We start from the raw sequence: 14722 nt of genomic DNA on the forward strand, positions 1-14722 counted from the left end.
ACAGGCTCAAGCAGTGGCGCGGTATCGCGATGCGCTCAGACAAACTCGCCCGCAACTACCGCGCTGGCATCTGCCTCGCCGCGACCCCGATCTCGATCAAGACCAACTTGATCAACACGACCTAGCGAACCGCTCAGACGCCGCCGGTGAGCAGCAGGCCGCCGTCAACGGTGATCGTCTGTCCGGTGACCCACGAGGCGTCGGACGACAGCAGGAAGGACACGACCGAGCCGATGTCCTCCGGCTCCCCCAGCCGCTTGAGCGGGTACGGCCGGGCGACCTCTTCCTCGCGGCCCTCGTACAGCGCCCCGGCGAAGCGGGTCTTGACGACCGCCGGCGCGACGGCGTTGACCCGGATCGTCGGCCCCAGCTCGACGGCCAGTTCCTTGGTCACGTGGATCAGCGCCGCCTTCGACGCACCGTAAGTGCCGATATTCGGTGCCGGCAGCAGGCCCGCCACCGACGCGATGTTGACGATGGCACCCCCGTTCGCCTCGAATGAGGCCCGGTAGGCCTTCTGCGCCCAGCCGATCGCCGCCACGACATTCGTGTCGAAGATCTTCGACGCCGCCTCCAGGTCGATGTCGACCATGCGGCCGTACGCCGGGTTGATGCCGGTGTTGTTGACCATGTAGTCGAGCGATCCGAACGCCTCCAGCGCGGTCGCGACGACCTCGTCCTGGTGCGCCGGATCGCTGGCGTTGCCTGCGACCCACCGCACCTGCTCGGGAGTGCCGAGTTGTCCGGCAGCCGCAGCCAGCGCCTCGGCCTTGCGCGCGGTGACGACGACCTTGCCGCCCTCGGCCACGATCCGCTCGGCGATGGCGTAGCCGATGCCCCGGCTCGCGCCGGTGACGATGGCGGCCCTGCCCTCGTGGCGCAGGGTTCCTGCGCTCACGACAACCGCTCCAGCACCATCGCCATGCCCATGCCGCCGCCGACGCACATCGACTCGACGCCGAACTGCTTGTCATGCCACCGCAGCGAGTTGATGAGCGTGCTCGTGATGCGCGCGCCGGTCATGCCGAACGGGTGGCCGACGGCGATGGCACCGCCGTTGACATTGAGCTTGTCGAGCGGGATGCCGAGGGTCTTGGCCGAACCCCACGCCTGCACCGCGAAGGCCTCGTTGATCTCGTACAGGTCGATGTCGTCGATGCCCATGCCGGCGTTCTTCAACGCGGCCGGGATCGCCTCGACCGGGCCGAGGCCCATGATCTCCGGCGACAGGCCCGTGACGGCGGTCGAGACGATGCGCGCCAGCGGCGTCAGGCCCAGCTCCTTGGCCTTGACGTCGCTCATCACGACTACCGCTGCCGCGCCGTCGTTGAGCGGGCAGGCGTTGCCCGCCGTGACGGTGCCGTCGGGGCGGAAGACCGGCTTGAGCTGGCTGACCGCCTCCAGCGTGACGCCCGCGCGCGGGCCGTCGTCGGTCGAGACGACCGTGCCGTCGGGCAGCGTGACCGGGGTGATGTCGGTGGCCCAGAAGCCGGAGGCGATGGCCGCCTCGGCGAGGTTCTGGCTGCGCACGCCGAACTCGTCCTGTTCGGCGCGGCTCATGCCCAGGTACTGCGCGACGTTCTCGGCCGTCTGGCCCATCGCGATGTACTGATCGGGCAGCGAGCCGGATTCACGCGGGTCGGCCCAGGTCTCGGCACCGCCCTCGGCCCGCTTGGCGGTGCGGGCGATGGCGTCGGCGAACAGCGGGTTCTCCGAACCGGGCACATCGGCGAAGCCGCCGGCGAAGCGGCTGACGGTCTCGACGCCGGCCGAGATGAACACGTCGCCCTCGCCGGCCTTGATCGCGTGGAAGGCCATGCGGGTGGTCTGCAGCGAACTGGAGCAGTACCGGTTGACGGTGACGCCGGGCAGGTGGTCCAGGCCGGCGAGCACCGAGACGACGCGAGCGATGTTGTGTCCGCCCTCGCCGGCCGGCTGGCCGATGCCGAGGTGCAGGTCGGTGATGTCCTTCGGGGCCAGCGACGGGACCTTGTCGAGCGCGGCCTTGACCATGCGCACGGTCAGGTCGTCGGGTCGCATGTCCTTGAGGGATCCCTTGACCGCGCGGCCGATGGGCGAACGCGCGGTGGAGACGATGACGGCTTCGGGCATGTCAGAATCCCAACTCGCGGCCGATGAGTTCCTTCATAATCTCGTTCGACCCGGCCCAGATGCGGGTCACGCGGGCATCGCGCCAGGCGCGGGCGACGCGGTACTCGTTCATAAAGCCGTAGCCGCCGTGGATCTGCACGCAGTGGTCGAGGACCTTGTTCTGTACGTCGGAGCTGTAGAACTTCGCCTTGGCCGCGTCGACCGCAGTGAGCTTGCCCTCGGCGTGCGCGGCGACCGCGTTGTCGACGTAGGCCTCGGCGACCTCGATCTGCGTGACCAGTTCGGCCAGGAGGAACTTGTTCCACTGGAAGGCACCGATGGACTGACCGAAGGCCTTGCGGTCCTTGGCGTACTGGATCGTCTCGACGAGGATCTGCTTGGCCTGGGCGATGTTGGAAACCGCGCAGCCGAGGCGCTCCTGCGGGAGCTTTTGCATCATGTGGATGAAGCCCATGTCGAGCTGGCCGATGATGCGGTCGTCGCCGACGCGGACGTTCTCGAAGAACAGCTCGGCGGTGTCGGACTCGGTCTGGCCGACCTTGTCGAGCTTGCGGCCGCGGCTGAAGCCCTCGTCGGTGGCCTCGATGCCGAACAGCGTGATGCCCTTGGCACCCTTCTCCGGCGAGGTGCGCACGGCGGTCACCACGAGGTCGGCACTGTAGCCGTTGGTGATGAAGGTCTTGGAGCCGTTGATGACCCAGCCGTCGCCGTCGCGGACCGCAGTGGTCTTGAGCGCGGCGAGGTCCGAACCGCCGCCCGGCTCGGTCATGCCGATGGCCAGCAGGCACTCCCCGGAAGCGACCTTGGGCAGCCAGCGCTCCTTCTGCTCCTGGGTGCCGAGCGCGACGATGTACGGCGCGGTGATGTCGGCGTGGATGCCCCAACAGGAACCGAGCGCCGAACTGACCTTGCTCAGTTCCTCGCCGAGGACCGCGTTGAAGCGGTAGTCGCCGGCCTCCGAGCCGCCGAACTCCTCGGGGATCTCCAGGCCGAGCAGGCCCAACTCACCGGCTTGCAGCCAGAAGTCGCGCGGCAGCGCCTTGTCCTCGATGTACTGCTCGATGTGCGGGGCGACCTTCTTGGACAGGAATCCCGCGCACGTCTCGCGGAAAGCCTCGTGGTCTTCGGTGTAGATCGTGCGGTCCATGCGGTGTCTCCAGATGGTCGTGCGTAGCAGGATGGCGCGCCAACTAAGCGCTTGCTTAGGATGCCACCGCTGGTCCATGCTGTCCACCACAGCCCCGAAGGAGTCCGCCATGAGCACGCCCGCCCGCGATCGGCTGCTCGACGCCGCCATCGAGGCGTTCGCCGAGCGCGGGTACGGCAGCACGACGACGCGCGACATCGCGGCGCGCGCGCGCATGAGTCCGGCGGCGGTCTACGTGCATCACGCGACCAAGGAGGACCTGCTCTTCGCAGTTTCGCTGCGCGGCCATCAACGGGCGCTCGACGTCCTCTCCTCGGCGGCACGGAGCGAGGGGTCGCCGGTCGAGAGAATCGCGGCTATGGTGCGGGCCTTCAGCCAATGGCACGCGCGCAACAGCCGGGTCGGCCGGGTCGTGCAGTACGAGTTCGGCGCGCTGACCCCGGAGCACCGGGCCGTCATCGCCGACCTGCGTCGGCGCATGGAGCACCTCATGCAGGACGCCCTCGCTGCGGGGGTCGGCGAGGGCGTCTGCGAGGTGACCGATCTGCGGGGCACAGCGCGCGCCGTACTGAGCCTCAGCGTCGATCTCGTGCGGTGGTTCGAGCCGGGGCGCGCCCACACCCCCGACGAGCTGGGGCAGCTGCACGCCGACCTCGCGGTCCGCATGCTGCGCCCCAGCGCCTAGGTCACACCCTTCGAGGGCAACCCGACATCGGGTCCTGAGGTGCGCCCTTCGAGGCTCGGCCGCGAGCGGCCTCGCACCTCAGGGACCGCTCGTCGCACTTCCTAGATCACGCCTGCAGCACGGCCTCGGCGTTGATCGTGATGGCGATCTTGTCGCCGATCATCAGCTTGTCGCCTTCGAGCGGGATGTTGAAGTCGATGCCGAACTCCTTGCGGCTGATCGATGCGGTCGCTTCGACGCCGACGCGGGTGCCGCCCCAGGGGTCCTTGCCCTCGCCGAGGAACTCGACGGCCAGGTCGAGCGGCTTGGTGACGCCCTTGATCGTCAGGTCGCCCGACACGACGAACTCGTTGTCGCTCTTCTGCGCAACACCGGTGGTGGCAAAAGACATGGTGGGGTTCGACTCGACGTCGAAGAAGTCGCCGCTGCGCAGGTGATTGTCGCGGTCGGCGGTGCCGGTGTTGATCGAACTGAGGTCGACCTCGACCGAGACCGTCGAGGCGGTGATGTCCTCGGCGGTGACGAGTGTGCCGCTGAAGGTCTCGAAGGTGCCGCGAACCTTGCTCATCAGGTGACGGACCGAGAAGCCGATCTCGGTGTGCGTGGGGTCCAGCTGCCAGGTGCCGGGGGTGACGATGCTCATGGGCGCTTCCAATCCTTGGGGAGTCTGTATCCCGACAGTATCATGTAGATGAATATTCAATCAAATGCCTGCGTCAGTAGAACGCCGCAGCCGGCAACTACAGTGAGGGCCGTGGCTCCCGACGATGCTCTGCCGACCGACACCCCGTGGTTGTCGGTCGAACAGCAGGGTGCCTGGCGGGCCTTTCTCGGCGGCGTAACCGCCTTGATGGACCAACTCGACCGCGACCTGCGCCAGCATCACGGCCTCTCACTGCCCGAGTACGAGATCCTCGTGCGGCTCTCGGAGGTGCCGTCGCGCGCGATCCGCATGGCCGAACTCGCCGACGCGGTCGGGCACTCGCGCAGCCGGGTCACGCACACCGTCTCACGGCTCGAACGCAGCGGCCTCGTGGCGCGCGGGCAGTGCGCCGAGGACGGCCGCGGCGTCTCGGCCGTCCTCACCGACGCCGGATTCGCGGTGCTCGAACGGGCGGCCCACACCCACGTCCGCGGCGTCCACGACTACTTCGTCACGCAGGCCTGCCCCGGCGACTTCGCCACCGTCGGCAAGGTCATGGCCGCCGTCTCCGCCCACCTCGACGCCCGCCCCTTCTGAGGCAGCGCTGATTGATAGGTCGATGCCGCTCATTGAGGTGCGTAGCGAGGAACGAGCGGAGCCTCGAAATGAGTTGCAGTTCGAGTCCCTTCGAGGTGCGCTGCACTCGCACCTCAGGGACCGGACGGCGGCACGCAACCCGAATAAATCAGCGATTCCCTCAGATTCCGCCAGTAGATCCCGCTGGCTTCGACGCTGCGTCCGCAAGCGGCCTACGCACCTCAGCCAGCGGCACGCAGTCAGTCGCGGGTGAGGCGGCGGTGGGTGACCCGGTGCGGGCGAGCGGCCTCGGGGCCGAGACGCTCGACCTTGTTGGCCTCGTAGGAGGCGAAGTTACCCTCGAACCAGAACCACTGCGCCGGGTTCTCCGCAGTGCCCTCCCAGGCGAGGATGTGCGTGGCGATGCGGTCGAGGAACCACCGGTCGTGCGAGGTCACCACGGCACAGCCGGGGAACTCCAGCAGCGCATCCTCCAGAGACGACAGCGTCTCGACGTCGAGGTCGTTGGTCGGCTCGTCGAGCAGCAGCAGATTTCCGCCCTGCTTGAGCGTCAGCGCCAGGTTGAGCCGGTTGCGCTCACCGCCGGACAACACGCCGGCCTTCTTCTGCTGGTCCGACCCCTTGAAGCCGAACGACGCGACATAGGCGCGCGAGTTCATCTCGAAGTTGGCGACCTTGATGAAGTCCAGCCCGCCGGAGACGACCTCCCACACGTTCTTGTTCGGATCGATGTTCTCGCGGCTCTGGTCGGCGTAACTGATCGAGACCGTCTGGCCGACGTTCAACTCGCCGGAATCAGGCTGCTCGCCGCCGGTAATCATGCGGAACAGCGTCGTCTTGCCCACGCCGTTGGGACCGACCACGCCGACGATGCCCGCGCGCGGCAGTGAGAAGCTGATGTCATCCCACAGCACCCGGCCGTCGAAGGACTTCGTGAGACTCTTCGCGTCGAGCACGACGTCGCCCAGGCGCGGACCGGCCGGGATGTTGATGTCGGAGGTATCGATCTTGCGCGCCTTCTCGGCCTCGGCTGCCAACTCCTCGTAGCGGGCCAGACGCGCCTTGGACTTCGCCTGACGCCCCTTCGCGTTGGAGCGCACCCACTCGAGTTCTTTCTCGAGCATCTTGGCGCGCTTGGCGTCCTTCTGCCCCTCGATCTTGAGGCGCTCCTTCTTGGTCTCCAAGTACGTCGAGTAGTTGCCCTCGTAGCCGTGGATCGAGCCGCGGTCGACCTCGGCGATCCACTCGGCGACATTGTCGAGGAAGTACCGGTCGTGGGTCACCGCGAGCACTGCACCCGGATAACTCTTGAGATGCCCCTCCAGCCACTGCACGCTCTCGGCGTCGAGGTGGTTGGTCGGCTCGTCGAGCAGCAACAGGTCGGGCTGCTGCAGCAGGAGCTTGCACAGGGCGACGCGACGGCGCTCGCCGCCGGAGAGGTGATCGACCAGCGAGTCCGGCGGCGGGCAGCGCAGCGCGTCCATCGCCTGATCGAGTTTGGAATCGATGTCCCAGGCACCGACAGCGTCGAGGTAGTTCTGCAGTTCGGCGGTCTCGGTGCCCAGCGCGTCGTAGTCGGCGTCCGGCTCGGCCATCTCGGCGTAGGCGGCCTCCAAGCGGGCCATCTTGCCTTTGATCTCGGCGACCGCCTCCTCGACGTTCTCCAGGACCGTCTTGCCCTCGGTCAGCGGCGGCTCCTGCTGGAGCATGCCGACCGTCGCGGCGGGATCGCGCAGGACATCGCCATTGTTGGGCTGGTCGAGACCTGCCATGAGTTTGAGGAGCGAAGACTTGCCCATACCGTTCGGGCCGACGACACCGATCTTGGCACCGTGCAGGAACGACAAGGTGACATTGTCGAGGACGACCTTGTCGCCGTGGGCCTTGCGGACATTGCGCAGTGTGAGGACGTAGTCAGCCATGATGCCCCCAGCCTATCGGCGAGTCAGCACCACCGATGTCCCCACCCGAGCAGCGCGTCAGCCGAGGGCGTCGAGAATACCGGCGCGGTAACGCTCGTAAGCGGCGATCTCCGCCTCGACCGGGGTGACCACCATCTTCTGCGCCACCGCACCGACCGCATCGCGCACCTCACGCTCCACGCGGGCCGAGCGCGACCGCGCGACGAACCGCGCGGCGAGACGTGACAGCAGGGCCAGCACGATTCCGCCGACCAGGCCTCCGATGCCCAGGACCAGCGACAACGGCCTGCCATCGGCCGGCCCGAAGCCATTCACCGTCGGCGACTCCGGAACTCCGAGGCCGACCAGGTGCTCTGCGGCCCACCAGCCGAGGCCGCCCACGGCCGCGATCAACAGCAGCCACTGCAGCGCGTTCACCACCTGGGTCCACACACCGCCGCGCGCCGACAGCGGGGTCATCGCCACCGCGCCCTCGACTGCGTCAGCCACCGCAGCCTGCCCACCGGGGGCGGCGGACTCGGCGGCCCGCCGGACGGCATCGCGCCACGGTCGCTCCAGACCCACCGACGCTTTCTCCACGAACACACGCACCGCCGTATCGACCGCAGACCGCTGAGGACGGATCGCCTCGGGGAGCCGCGACTGCTCCTGGCCGAGATCGCGGTAGCCGACGCCGAGTTCGGCGAGCGGATCCTTGCGCAGCCGGCCGACCCACCGGGTCAACGGCCAACCGGTCGAGCGCAGGACGGAGCGACGGGTGGACGCGCCAACGGCCGAGGAGAGCTGGTAGCCGCCGACGGAGTCGTAGAGGGCGCGGTCGAGTTCTTCGCGGTCCGCGTCGATCACGCCGGGCACATTGCTACGCCCGCCGACCGCAGCGATCTTCTCGGCCGCAGCGGCCACATCGGCCGTCAGCCGTTCACGAGACGACGCGCGCGTGCGGATGCGCCGGGCCAGCTCCCGCTTGAGGTCGTCGATGCCGTCGCCTCGGGAGGCCGACACACCGAGCACCGGGACATCGGTCATGCCGCCGGCGGCAACGATCCGGCGGACGTCATCGACGGCCCGTGCGCGCTGCTCGTACGGGATGCGGTCGATCTGGTTGAGCACGACGACCGAGACGTCGTCGTAGGAGGCCATCGGCCGCAGGTAGCGGTCGTGGATCGCCGCATCGGCGTACTTCTGCGGATCGAGCACCCACACGATGAGGTCCGCGTACTGCACCAGGCGGTCCATCTCGATGTGGTGGGCGACCTCGGTCGAATCGTGGTCGGGCAGGTCGAGCAGCACGAGGCCGTCGAGCTTGGTGTCCTCGGCGGACCGGTCGAGCATGCTCATGCGAGAGACCTGATGGCGCGGCGGAATGCCCATCCACTCCAACAGCCCTTGGGCACCGTCCGGACCCCAGGCGCACGCCAGCGCCCAGGAGGTCGTCGGCCGCCGCAGGCCGACCCCGGCCAGATCGAGGTCGGTCAGGGCGTTGAACAGCGAGGACTTACCCGATCCGGTCGCGCCCGCGAGGGCAACGATGGTGTGCTCACCGGAGAGCCGCAGCCGTTCGACGGCGCGCCCCGACAACTGGTCGGCCACTGCCAGCAACGAGTCGGGAAGCCGTCCGTGCGCGGCGGTGGCCGCAGTCACGAGGCCGTCGACCCGGCGGCCGATGTCGCCGATGTCACCCCGGTAGACCGGCGTGGGCGAGTCCGAGAACTGACTCAACGTTTCTCCCCCCCTCTGCCTGTGGCATGCGAACCGCGCTGGATGCGTGACTCTAGTCCATCGAGATGTCGCGCATATTCGGCGCGACGCGCGGCCTCGCGCAAGGACGCCTGGGCGGCGCGCACCGCACTCGGGTCGGGCGCGAGGACGGTGAACCGCGCCTGCTCCTCGCCCACGATACGGGCGACGCCGTCGCGCAGGTCGGCCGAGGCCGCCGCGACGATCTGGTCGACGTTCTCCCGGCCCAGCACTGCGTCGATGATCTCGCGTCCCAGGCGTCCGGCGTCGGTGTCGCCCGCGCCGAGGGCCGAGACCATCGCGCTGACCGATAGACCCGGAACACCAACGGCGAGTGCGTCAGTAGACAGCCGACGACCCGCCACTGCCGCGCGGACCTGCTCGGTAAGCCGACCCTGCCAGTCGCGGGCCAGCCGTTCAGCCCGTGCTCGCAAGTCTCGCGGAGCGCGGTCGAGGCCGTGGCGGGCCGCGACAATCGCCGCCCCGGCCGGGGCGGTGGCCCACATCGCCACGATGGCGGTGGACGCGGACTCCAGCACCTCGACGATCAGCACCGCGAGGTCGTGTTCGATAGCCGAGGCGACGTCGTCGGCCTTGGAGCGCTTGCCGGTGACCCCGTCAACCAGACGTTCGCGCAGTCGGCCGACTTTGCCCTCAACCGTGCGCACCATCTCACCGCCGCCGACGAAGTTCTGCCAGCGCACCGCGACGTCACCACTGACGAGGCTGCCGTCACTAACCGACCGCTGCAGCGCCTGCACGGCGTGGCTGAAACTGCCATCGACTGCGGCGCGCAACTCGTCGGCCGCAGCCACCTGAGCGTCGAAAGCATCGGCGAGGTCGTGGCTGCGCAGCACGTCATGACGAACGGCCCCGTCGAGGGTCGAGCGGACGATCATGGTCCGGGTCGTGACATCGCGCGCGAGGTCGTGCAGCCAGCTGACGATGGGTTCGACACTCGAGCGCGGCAGCAGGCCCTCGGTGTCGACGGCCGTCTCTGGGACGGTGAACAGCGGCGAGTCCGACAGGCCACGGGCGGTCATCATGCGCGCGAGGTGCCCGCGCACCTCCACGACCCCGGTCGGCGAGGTGCGGTCGAGCACGACCGCGACCGAGGCGCTGCGCTCGGCGGCCTGGCGCAGGTAGTCCCACGGGACCTGATCGGCATAACGAGCGGCGGAGGTGACGAACAGCCACAGGTCGGCGGCGGCGAGCAACTGAGTGGCGAGTTCGCGGTTGCCCTCGTCGATGGAGTCGACATCGGGGGCGTCGAGGATCGCCAGGCCCCGCGGCACGTGCTGGCTGGCCCGCAGCCGCAGGCCGTAGGTGGAGTTGTCAGAGCGGTCCGTGCGCACCAGGTCGGGCAGGATCCGGTTGGGCGCGAACCACTTCGCATCCTCGGGATGGTGCGCCAGGACCGGTGATCGCGTGGTGGGGCGCAGCACGCCCGACTCGGTGACCACCTCACCCACGAGCGAGTTGACGAGCGTGGACTTGCCGGCTCCGGTCGAACCGCCGACCACGACGAGCAGCGGCGCGTCGAACTGCACGAGCCTGGGCAATACATAGTCCGACAGCTGGTCGGAGATCGCGGCCCGCAACCGGCGAGCGTCATCGACACCGTCGGCCTGGAGCTGCAGGTCGGCCTGCTTGATACGGTCCAGCAGCGCTGTCAGCGCCCTGAGGAGTTCGCCCGAGGCGTCTACGCCGGTCACGACCACTCCTCTCCCGTCTCGTACATCGCCCGTTTCTACCGAGAGCCTAGTAGACGCGCGTCGCAGGGCGCGGCTGCGTCACGTGGTGTCATGCCCGAATCGCCACTCCGGCGGGAGCGGACCATACCGGCCAGGCGGGCAGCGGGTCGATGGACTGCGGCAGGATCAGTCCTGGTCGCAGCGCCTCGATCTCGCTCCGCAGGAACCGCGTCCGCTCGATGCCGCGCACCACCGGACGGCGCAACATGACTGCGTCGTGCACGAAGGCCAACTCCGTCGCGAGCCGCTGGTACCGGCGAACCGCGTCGCGCGCGGCCGGACCGGCGGCACGAAAAGCATGCTGCTGTGCCTGCGCGCGGTAGCCGAACCAGGTGAGCCAGGCGATGTCGTGCGGCTCGATCCACCCGCGCTGAGCCATGTAGGACAACGAGCGGCAGGCGACGACGAACTGCCGGCGGCGCAACAGGATCGACAACGTCACGTATCCGGCGAAGACGACCATCAGCACCAGGTAGAACAGGGCGAAGGCCACCGGGCCGACGTAACTGATCGAGCCGTTCCACAGCCCGTGCATGAGCACACTGGCCAGCCAGCCTCCGGCCACGATGGGCACCCTCGCCCAGACCGGCCGGACGGCGACGGCCAATCCAAGGGCGATGCCGAAGCAGGAGGTGAACAACGGGTGGGCGAACGGACTGGCCACGCCGCGCACGACGAAGGTACCGACCGCACCCTGCGCACCGCTGACGCCGAGGTCGGGGCCGCCCAGATAACTCATCGTGTAGTAGCCGATGTTCTCGACGAAGGCGAAGCCGAGCGCCACCACCCCCGCGTAGAAGATGCCGTCGAGCACTCCGCCGATGACCCGGCGTGCGCGCAGGAAGGTGGCCAGCAGGAAGACCCCCTTGGCCGACTCCTCGACCAGCGGCGCGGCGAAGGTGGCCGACTGCTGATCGCTGAGGTCGAAGGCCCAGGCCGACCACGCCTCCAGGCCGATGGAGATCGCCACCGCGCCGACCGCCCCCCAGGCGAAGGCCGCCAGGGCGTAGCGCAGCGGCTCGGGTTCATAGCGGTCGAGCCACCAATAGAACAGCGCGACCAGCGGCAACGGGATCAGCCCGAGGACGATGGCCAGGCCCGATCCGTGCCACGAGTGGGTGCGGAAAAGGAAGAAGCCGACCGCGCCCAGTCCGACGACCGCCAGCACCGCCACCCCGACCACCAGGGCGAGGCGGCCGCGCTGGAGCCAGGGGTCCTGGGGCACCGGCGGCGAAGCCGTAGCGGGTTCAGCGGTCACGTGACGCATCGTAGGCGACGGGTCCGACAGCCGCCCGCAGACGACGCCTCCGGCGCGGCCCATCGGTTACGATCCGTGCTTGGCGACCGCTCGGCCGGTCCCTTGCCCCCGTAGCTCAGATGGATAGAGCGAGTCACTTCTAATGACTGGGTCGCAGGTTCGAGTCCTGCCGGGGGCGCCGGGTGCTGCGGGGCGTGCTCAGCCCGCAGGCACCACCGCAGCCGGGTCGGTCGTCGCCGGCACCTCGGTGCCCTTGCGCTCGGCCACGAGGGCGTTGATCTGATCGAGCAGCGTCGCCTTGTCCTCGACCTGCTTGCCGTCGACGTAAATCGTCGGTGTGGCCGAGACACCGCGTTCGACGCCGGCCTCCTTGGCCCGCTCGACACGCTTGAAATAGGTGTGCTCGGTGACGCAATCCGCGATGCCGGTGAACCCGAGACTCTCGGCAGCCGAGACCAGTTCGGCGTCCTCCGGCCCGGCCGTGCCCTCGGCCGGCTGATTGGCGTAGAGGTAGTCGTGGAACTGCACGTAGGCAGCGGCACCGTACTCCTCGTAGATGCAGATAGCCGCGTTGGTCGACCGCCGCGAATATTCGTTCGTGCTGCCGCCGCGGTCGTCGAGGAACGAGTACGGGTGGTACTTGAGAGTGATGTCGCCGGAGGCCACGAGCGCCTCGAGTTGCTCACCGTAGAGCGTCTCGAGCGACTGGCAAGCCGGGCACTGGAAGTCCTCGTACAGCTCCACCACGACCGGCTCGTAGCCCTCGGCCACTGTGCCGCCGGCGTCCTCGGGGGTGTAGGTCACGCTCCAGGCTTTCGGCTTGTTCTCCTTGGTGCTGGAGCTGACGCCCCAGGCGGCCAGGCCGATGAGAGCGGCGACGATGACGACGATGACCGCCGTGATGAGATTACGCTGACGCCGGGCGGCCTTCTCACGCTCCTTGCGCATCTGCTCGGCTCGGGCGGCGCGCTGCTGACGGTCCTTGTTGCTCACTCAGGTCTCCTGGCGGTGGGGCCGACAGTCGGATCGGCCTGCATCGGTCGCGGTCAGCGTAGCGGGCAGCACCACAGGCCAGCGGCGCGGTGGCGTACCGTGAACGACCGTGAACGACACACTGGTGTGGATCGATTGTGAGATGACCGGACTGTCGCTCGACAGCGACGCGCTCATCGAGGTGGCCGTCCTCGTCACGGACTTCGATCTGAACGTCAAGGGCGAAGGGATCGATCTCGTCGTCAAACCGCCGCAGGCCGCACTGGAGCAGATGAACGAACTGGTCACGCGCATGCATACCGCATCGGGCCTGATCGAGCAGTTAGATGCGGGGCTGTCGCTGGCCGATGCGCAGGCGCAGGTGCTCGACCATGTCCGCCAGTTCGCGCCCGAACCCGGCAAGGCCCCGCTCGCGGGCAACTCCGTCGGCACCGACCGGGCGTTCCTCGCCCGTGACATGCCCGAGCTGGAGGCGTGGCTGCACTACCGGATCATCGACGTGTCCAGCATCAAGGAGCTGGCCCGGCGCTGGTTCCCCCGCGCCTATTTCGCGGCCCCGGCCAAGGCCGGCAACCACCGCGCACTGGCCGACATCGCCGAGAGCATCGAGGAACTGCGGTACTACCGCCGGGCGGTGTTCACCCCCGATCCGGGAATCGACTCCGACACCGCGCGCACCATCGCGGCCGAGATCGGCGGCTCGGTGACCGGATCGCTGTGAACCTGCGCTATGCTCGACGGGCCGTGCCGGGCATCGCTCGGCGCGCCTGGTGGCTGTAGCTCAGTTGGTAGAGTCCCGGCTTGTGGTGCCGGTTGTCGCGGGTTCGAGCCCCGTCAGCCACCCCAGGATCGGCCCCAGCGCGGAAGTGCTGGGGCCGACGTTCTTCTCAGGCGGGAACGGCGCTGTCTCAGTTCAGTTCCCAGACTATCTGCGGACATCCTTAGAACCAGGCGGCGGTGATCTGATCGCCGAGCCAGGCCTCGACGAGCCACGACGAGATCGAGACGCCGCTCGGCGGGAGCAGCAGCGTGCCGGCCTCGCCGTGGGCGCGCAGTTCGTCGCGCGTCACCCAGAGGGCCTCGGCGATCTCGGTGGTGTCGACGGTGATCTCGGTCATGGTGGCCCGGCCGAAGAAGCCGACCATGAGGCTTGCGGGGAAGGGCCACGGCTGACTGCCGGCGTAGCCGACCTCGCCGACCGTGACGCCGACCTCCTCGGCGACCTCGCGCCGCACGGCGTCCTCCAGCGATTCGCCCGGCTCGACGAATCCCGCCAGCGTCGAGAACCGGCCCTCCGGCCAGGCGGGGCTGCGACCGAGCAGCGCCCGGTCCTCGGCATCGGTGATGAGCATGATGACGGCCGGATCGGTGCGCGGGAAGTGATCGGCAGCGCATCCGGGGCAATGGCGCGCGTGCCCCGCCTGACGGACCTCCGTGCGCGTGCCGCACCGCGGGCAGAACGGTGTCGCGGCGAGCCAGCGGGCGAGGGCGACCGCGTGAACGGCGAGCGACAGGTCTTCAGGATCCAGCAGCGGGGCCAGCACACGGACGCTCACCGGATTCAGCTCGGCCGGCACCCGCCCGTCGACCACCACCGCGGCATGATCCCGGCCGCCCTGCTCACCGAGCCAGACCCATTCGCCGTCGGGTGCCTCGTCGCGGCTCATCCAGGCGATTGCCGGGATTTCCGCCGCCGTCGCGACGTGCTCACCGCCCAGGACCATGACACGGGCACCCTCGGGGCGCGGGTCGCGGCGGCGATGGGCGGCCCGGTCATGGCGCGCGACCTCGAAGGCGAAACGACTCACCCGGCCACCGTAGACCCACCCGGCGAAACCCGTTATCCACAGAAATGAAGCCTGGGAGGAATCCCA

General features: G+C 68.7%; 13 protein-coding genes and 2 tRNA genes. 5 read left to right on the forward strand and 10 right to left on the reverse strand.

The annotated features are described in order from the left end of the window. Positions 1-133 precede the first annotated feature (133 nt). Genes QM597_RS00005 through QM597_RS00015 form a run of 3 tightly spaced genes read right to left on the reverse strand, consistent with a single transcriptional unit; the run spans position 134 to position 3259 of the window. Positions 134-898 (reverse strand): SDR family oxidoreductase, encoded by a 765-nt coding sequence (locus QM597_RS00005; RefSeq protein WP_415002826.1) that lies wholly within the window; start codon positions 896-898, stop codon positions 134-136. Beyond that, positions 895-2112, reverse strand: a complete 1218-nt coding sequence (locus QM597_RS00010) for an acetyl-CoA C-acetyltransferase (protein ID WP_415002827.1) — start codon at positions 2110-2112, stop codon at positions 895-897. Before QM597_RS00010 ends, QM597_RS00005 begins: the two co-directional genes overlap by 4 nt. 1 nt (position 2113) lies before the next feature. Beyond that, positions 2114-3259 carry an acyl-CoA dehydrogenase family protein gene (locus QM597_RS00015; RefSeq protein WP_415002828.1) on the reverse strand — a complete coding sequence of 382 codons (1146 nt, stop codon included), beginning with the start codon at positions 3257-3259 and terminating at the stop codon, positions 2114-2116. Positions 3260-3368: 109 nt separating this feature from the next. Here QM597_RS00015 and QM597_RS00020 point away from each other — a divergent pair, with 109 nt between their 5' ends. Further along, the gene (locus tag QM597_RS00020; RefSeq protein WP_415002829.1) at positions 3369-3944 is read left to right on the forward strand and encodes a TetR/AcrR family transcriptional regulator; all 576 of its coding nucleotides are present in this window, start codon (positions 3369-3371) and stop codon (positions 3942-3944) included. Positions 3945-4050: 106 nt separating this feature from the next. Here QM597_RS00020 and QM597_RS00025 read toward each other — a convergent pair whose 3' ends face one another. Beyond that, positions 4051-4587 (reverse strand): YceI family protein, encoded by a 537-nt coding sequence (locus QM597_RS00025; protein WP_415002830.1) that lies wholly within the window; start codon positions 4585-4587, stop codon positions 4051-4053. Positions 4588-4698: 111 nt separating this feature from the next. Between QM597_RS00025 and QM597_RS00030 the strand changes: the two genes are divergently transcribed. Beyond that, positions 4699-5184, forward strand: a complete 486-nt coding sequence (locus tag QM597_RS00030) for a MarR family winged helix-turn-helix transcriptional regulator (protein WP_415002831.1) — start codon at positions 4699-4701, stop codon at positions 5182-5184. 239 nt (positions 5185-5423) lie between these two features. Here QM597_RS00030 and ettA read toward each other — a convergent pair whose 3' ends face one another. From ettA to QM597_RS00050, 4 genes are all read right to left on the reverse strand, one after another. After that, positions 5424-7106 carry an energy-dependent translational throttle protein EttA gene (ettA, locus tag QM597_RS00035; RefSeq protein ID WP_415002832.1) on the reverse strand — a complete coding sequence of 561 codons (1683 nt, stop codon included), beginning with the start codon at positions 7104-7106 and terminating at the stop codon, positions 5424-5426. A gap of 57 nt (positions 7107-7163) precedes the next feature. Next, a complete protein-coding gene (locus QM597_RS00040) occupies positions 7164-8825 on the reverse strand; it encodes a GTPase (RefSeq protein WP_415002833.1) in 1662 nt (553 codons plus the stop codon). Then, the gene (locus QM597_RS00045; protein ID WP_415002834.1) at positions 8822-10558 is read right to left on the reverse strand and encodes an ABC transporter; all 1737 of its coding nucleotides are present in this window, start codon (positions 10556-10558) and stop codon (positions 8822-8824) included. The genes QM597_RS00040 and QM597_RS00045 overlap by 4 nt, the downstream gene beginning before the upstream one ends. An 88-nt stretch (positions 10559-10646) precedes the next feature. Further along, positions 10647-11855, reverse strand: a complete 1209-nt coding sequence (locus tag QM597_RS00050; protein ID WP_415002835.1) for a PrsW family intramembrane metalloprotease — start codon at positions 11853-11855, stop codon at positions 10647-10649. Between the two features lie 104 nt (positions 11856-11959). Between QM597_RS00050 and QM597_RS00055 the strand changes: the two genes are divergently transcribed. Beyond that, positions 11960-12033 (forward strand) — tRNA-Arg (locus tag QM597_RS00055). A gap of 20 nt (positions 12034-12053) precedes the next feature. Here the strand turns inward: QM597_RS00055 and QM597_RS00060 are convergent. Then, positions 12054-12848 carry a DsbA family protein gene (locus QM597_RS00060; protein ID WP_415002836.1) on the reverse strand — a complete coding sequence of 265 codons (795 nt, stop codon included), beginning with the start codon at positions 12846-12848 and terminating at the stop codon, positions 12054-12056. 109 nt (positions 12849-12957) lie between these two features. Between QM597_RS00060 and orn the strand changes: the two genes are divergently transcribed. Then, positions 12958-13569: an oligoribonuclease gene (gene orn, locus QM597_RS00065; RefSeq protein WP_415002837.1), complete on the forward strand. Its 612-nt coding sequence runs from the start codon at positions 12958-12960 to the stop codon at positions 13567-13569. Positions 13570-13618: 49 nt separating this feature from the next. After that, a tRNA-His gene (locus QM597_RS00070) sits at positions 13619-13694 on the forward strand. Positions 13695-13789: 95 nt separating this feature from the next. Here QM597_RS00070 and nudC read toward each other — a convergent pair. Continuing rightward, positions 13790-14656, reverse strand: a complete 867-nt coding sequence (gene nudC / locus QM597_RS00075; RefSeq protein ID WP_415002838.1) for an NAD(+) diphosphatase — start codon at positions 14654-14656, stop codon at positions 13790-13792. Between the last annotated feature and the right edge of the window lie 66 nt (positions 14657-14722).

The sequence above is a fragment of the Aeromicrobium sp. genome, assembly GCF_047607065.1.
Lineage (GTDB): Bacteria > Actinomycetota > Actinomycetes > Propionibacteriales > Nocardioidaceae > Aeromicrobium.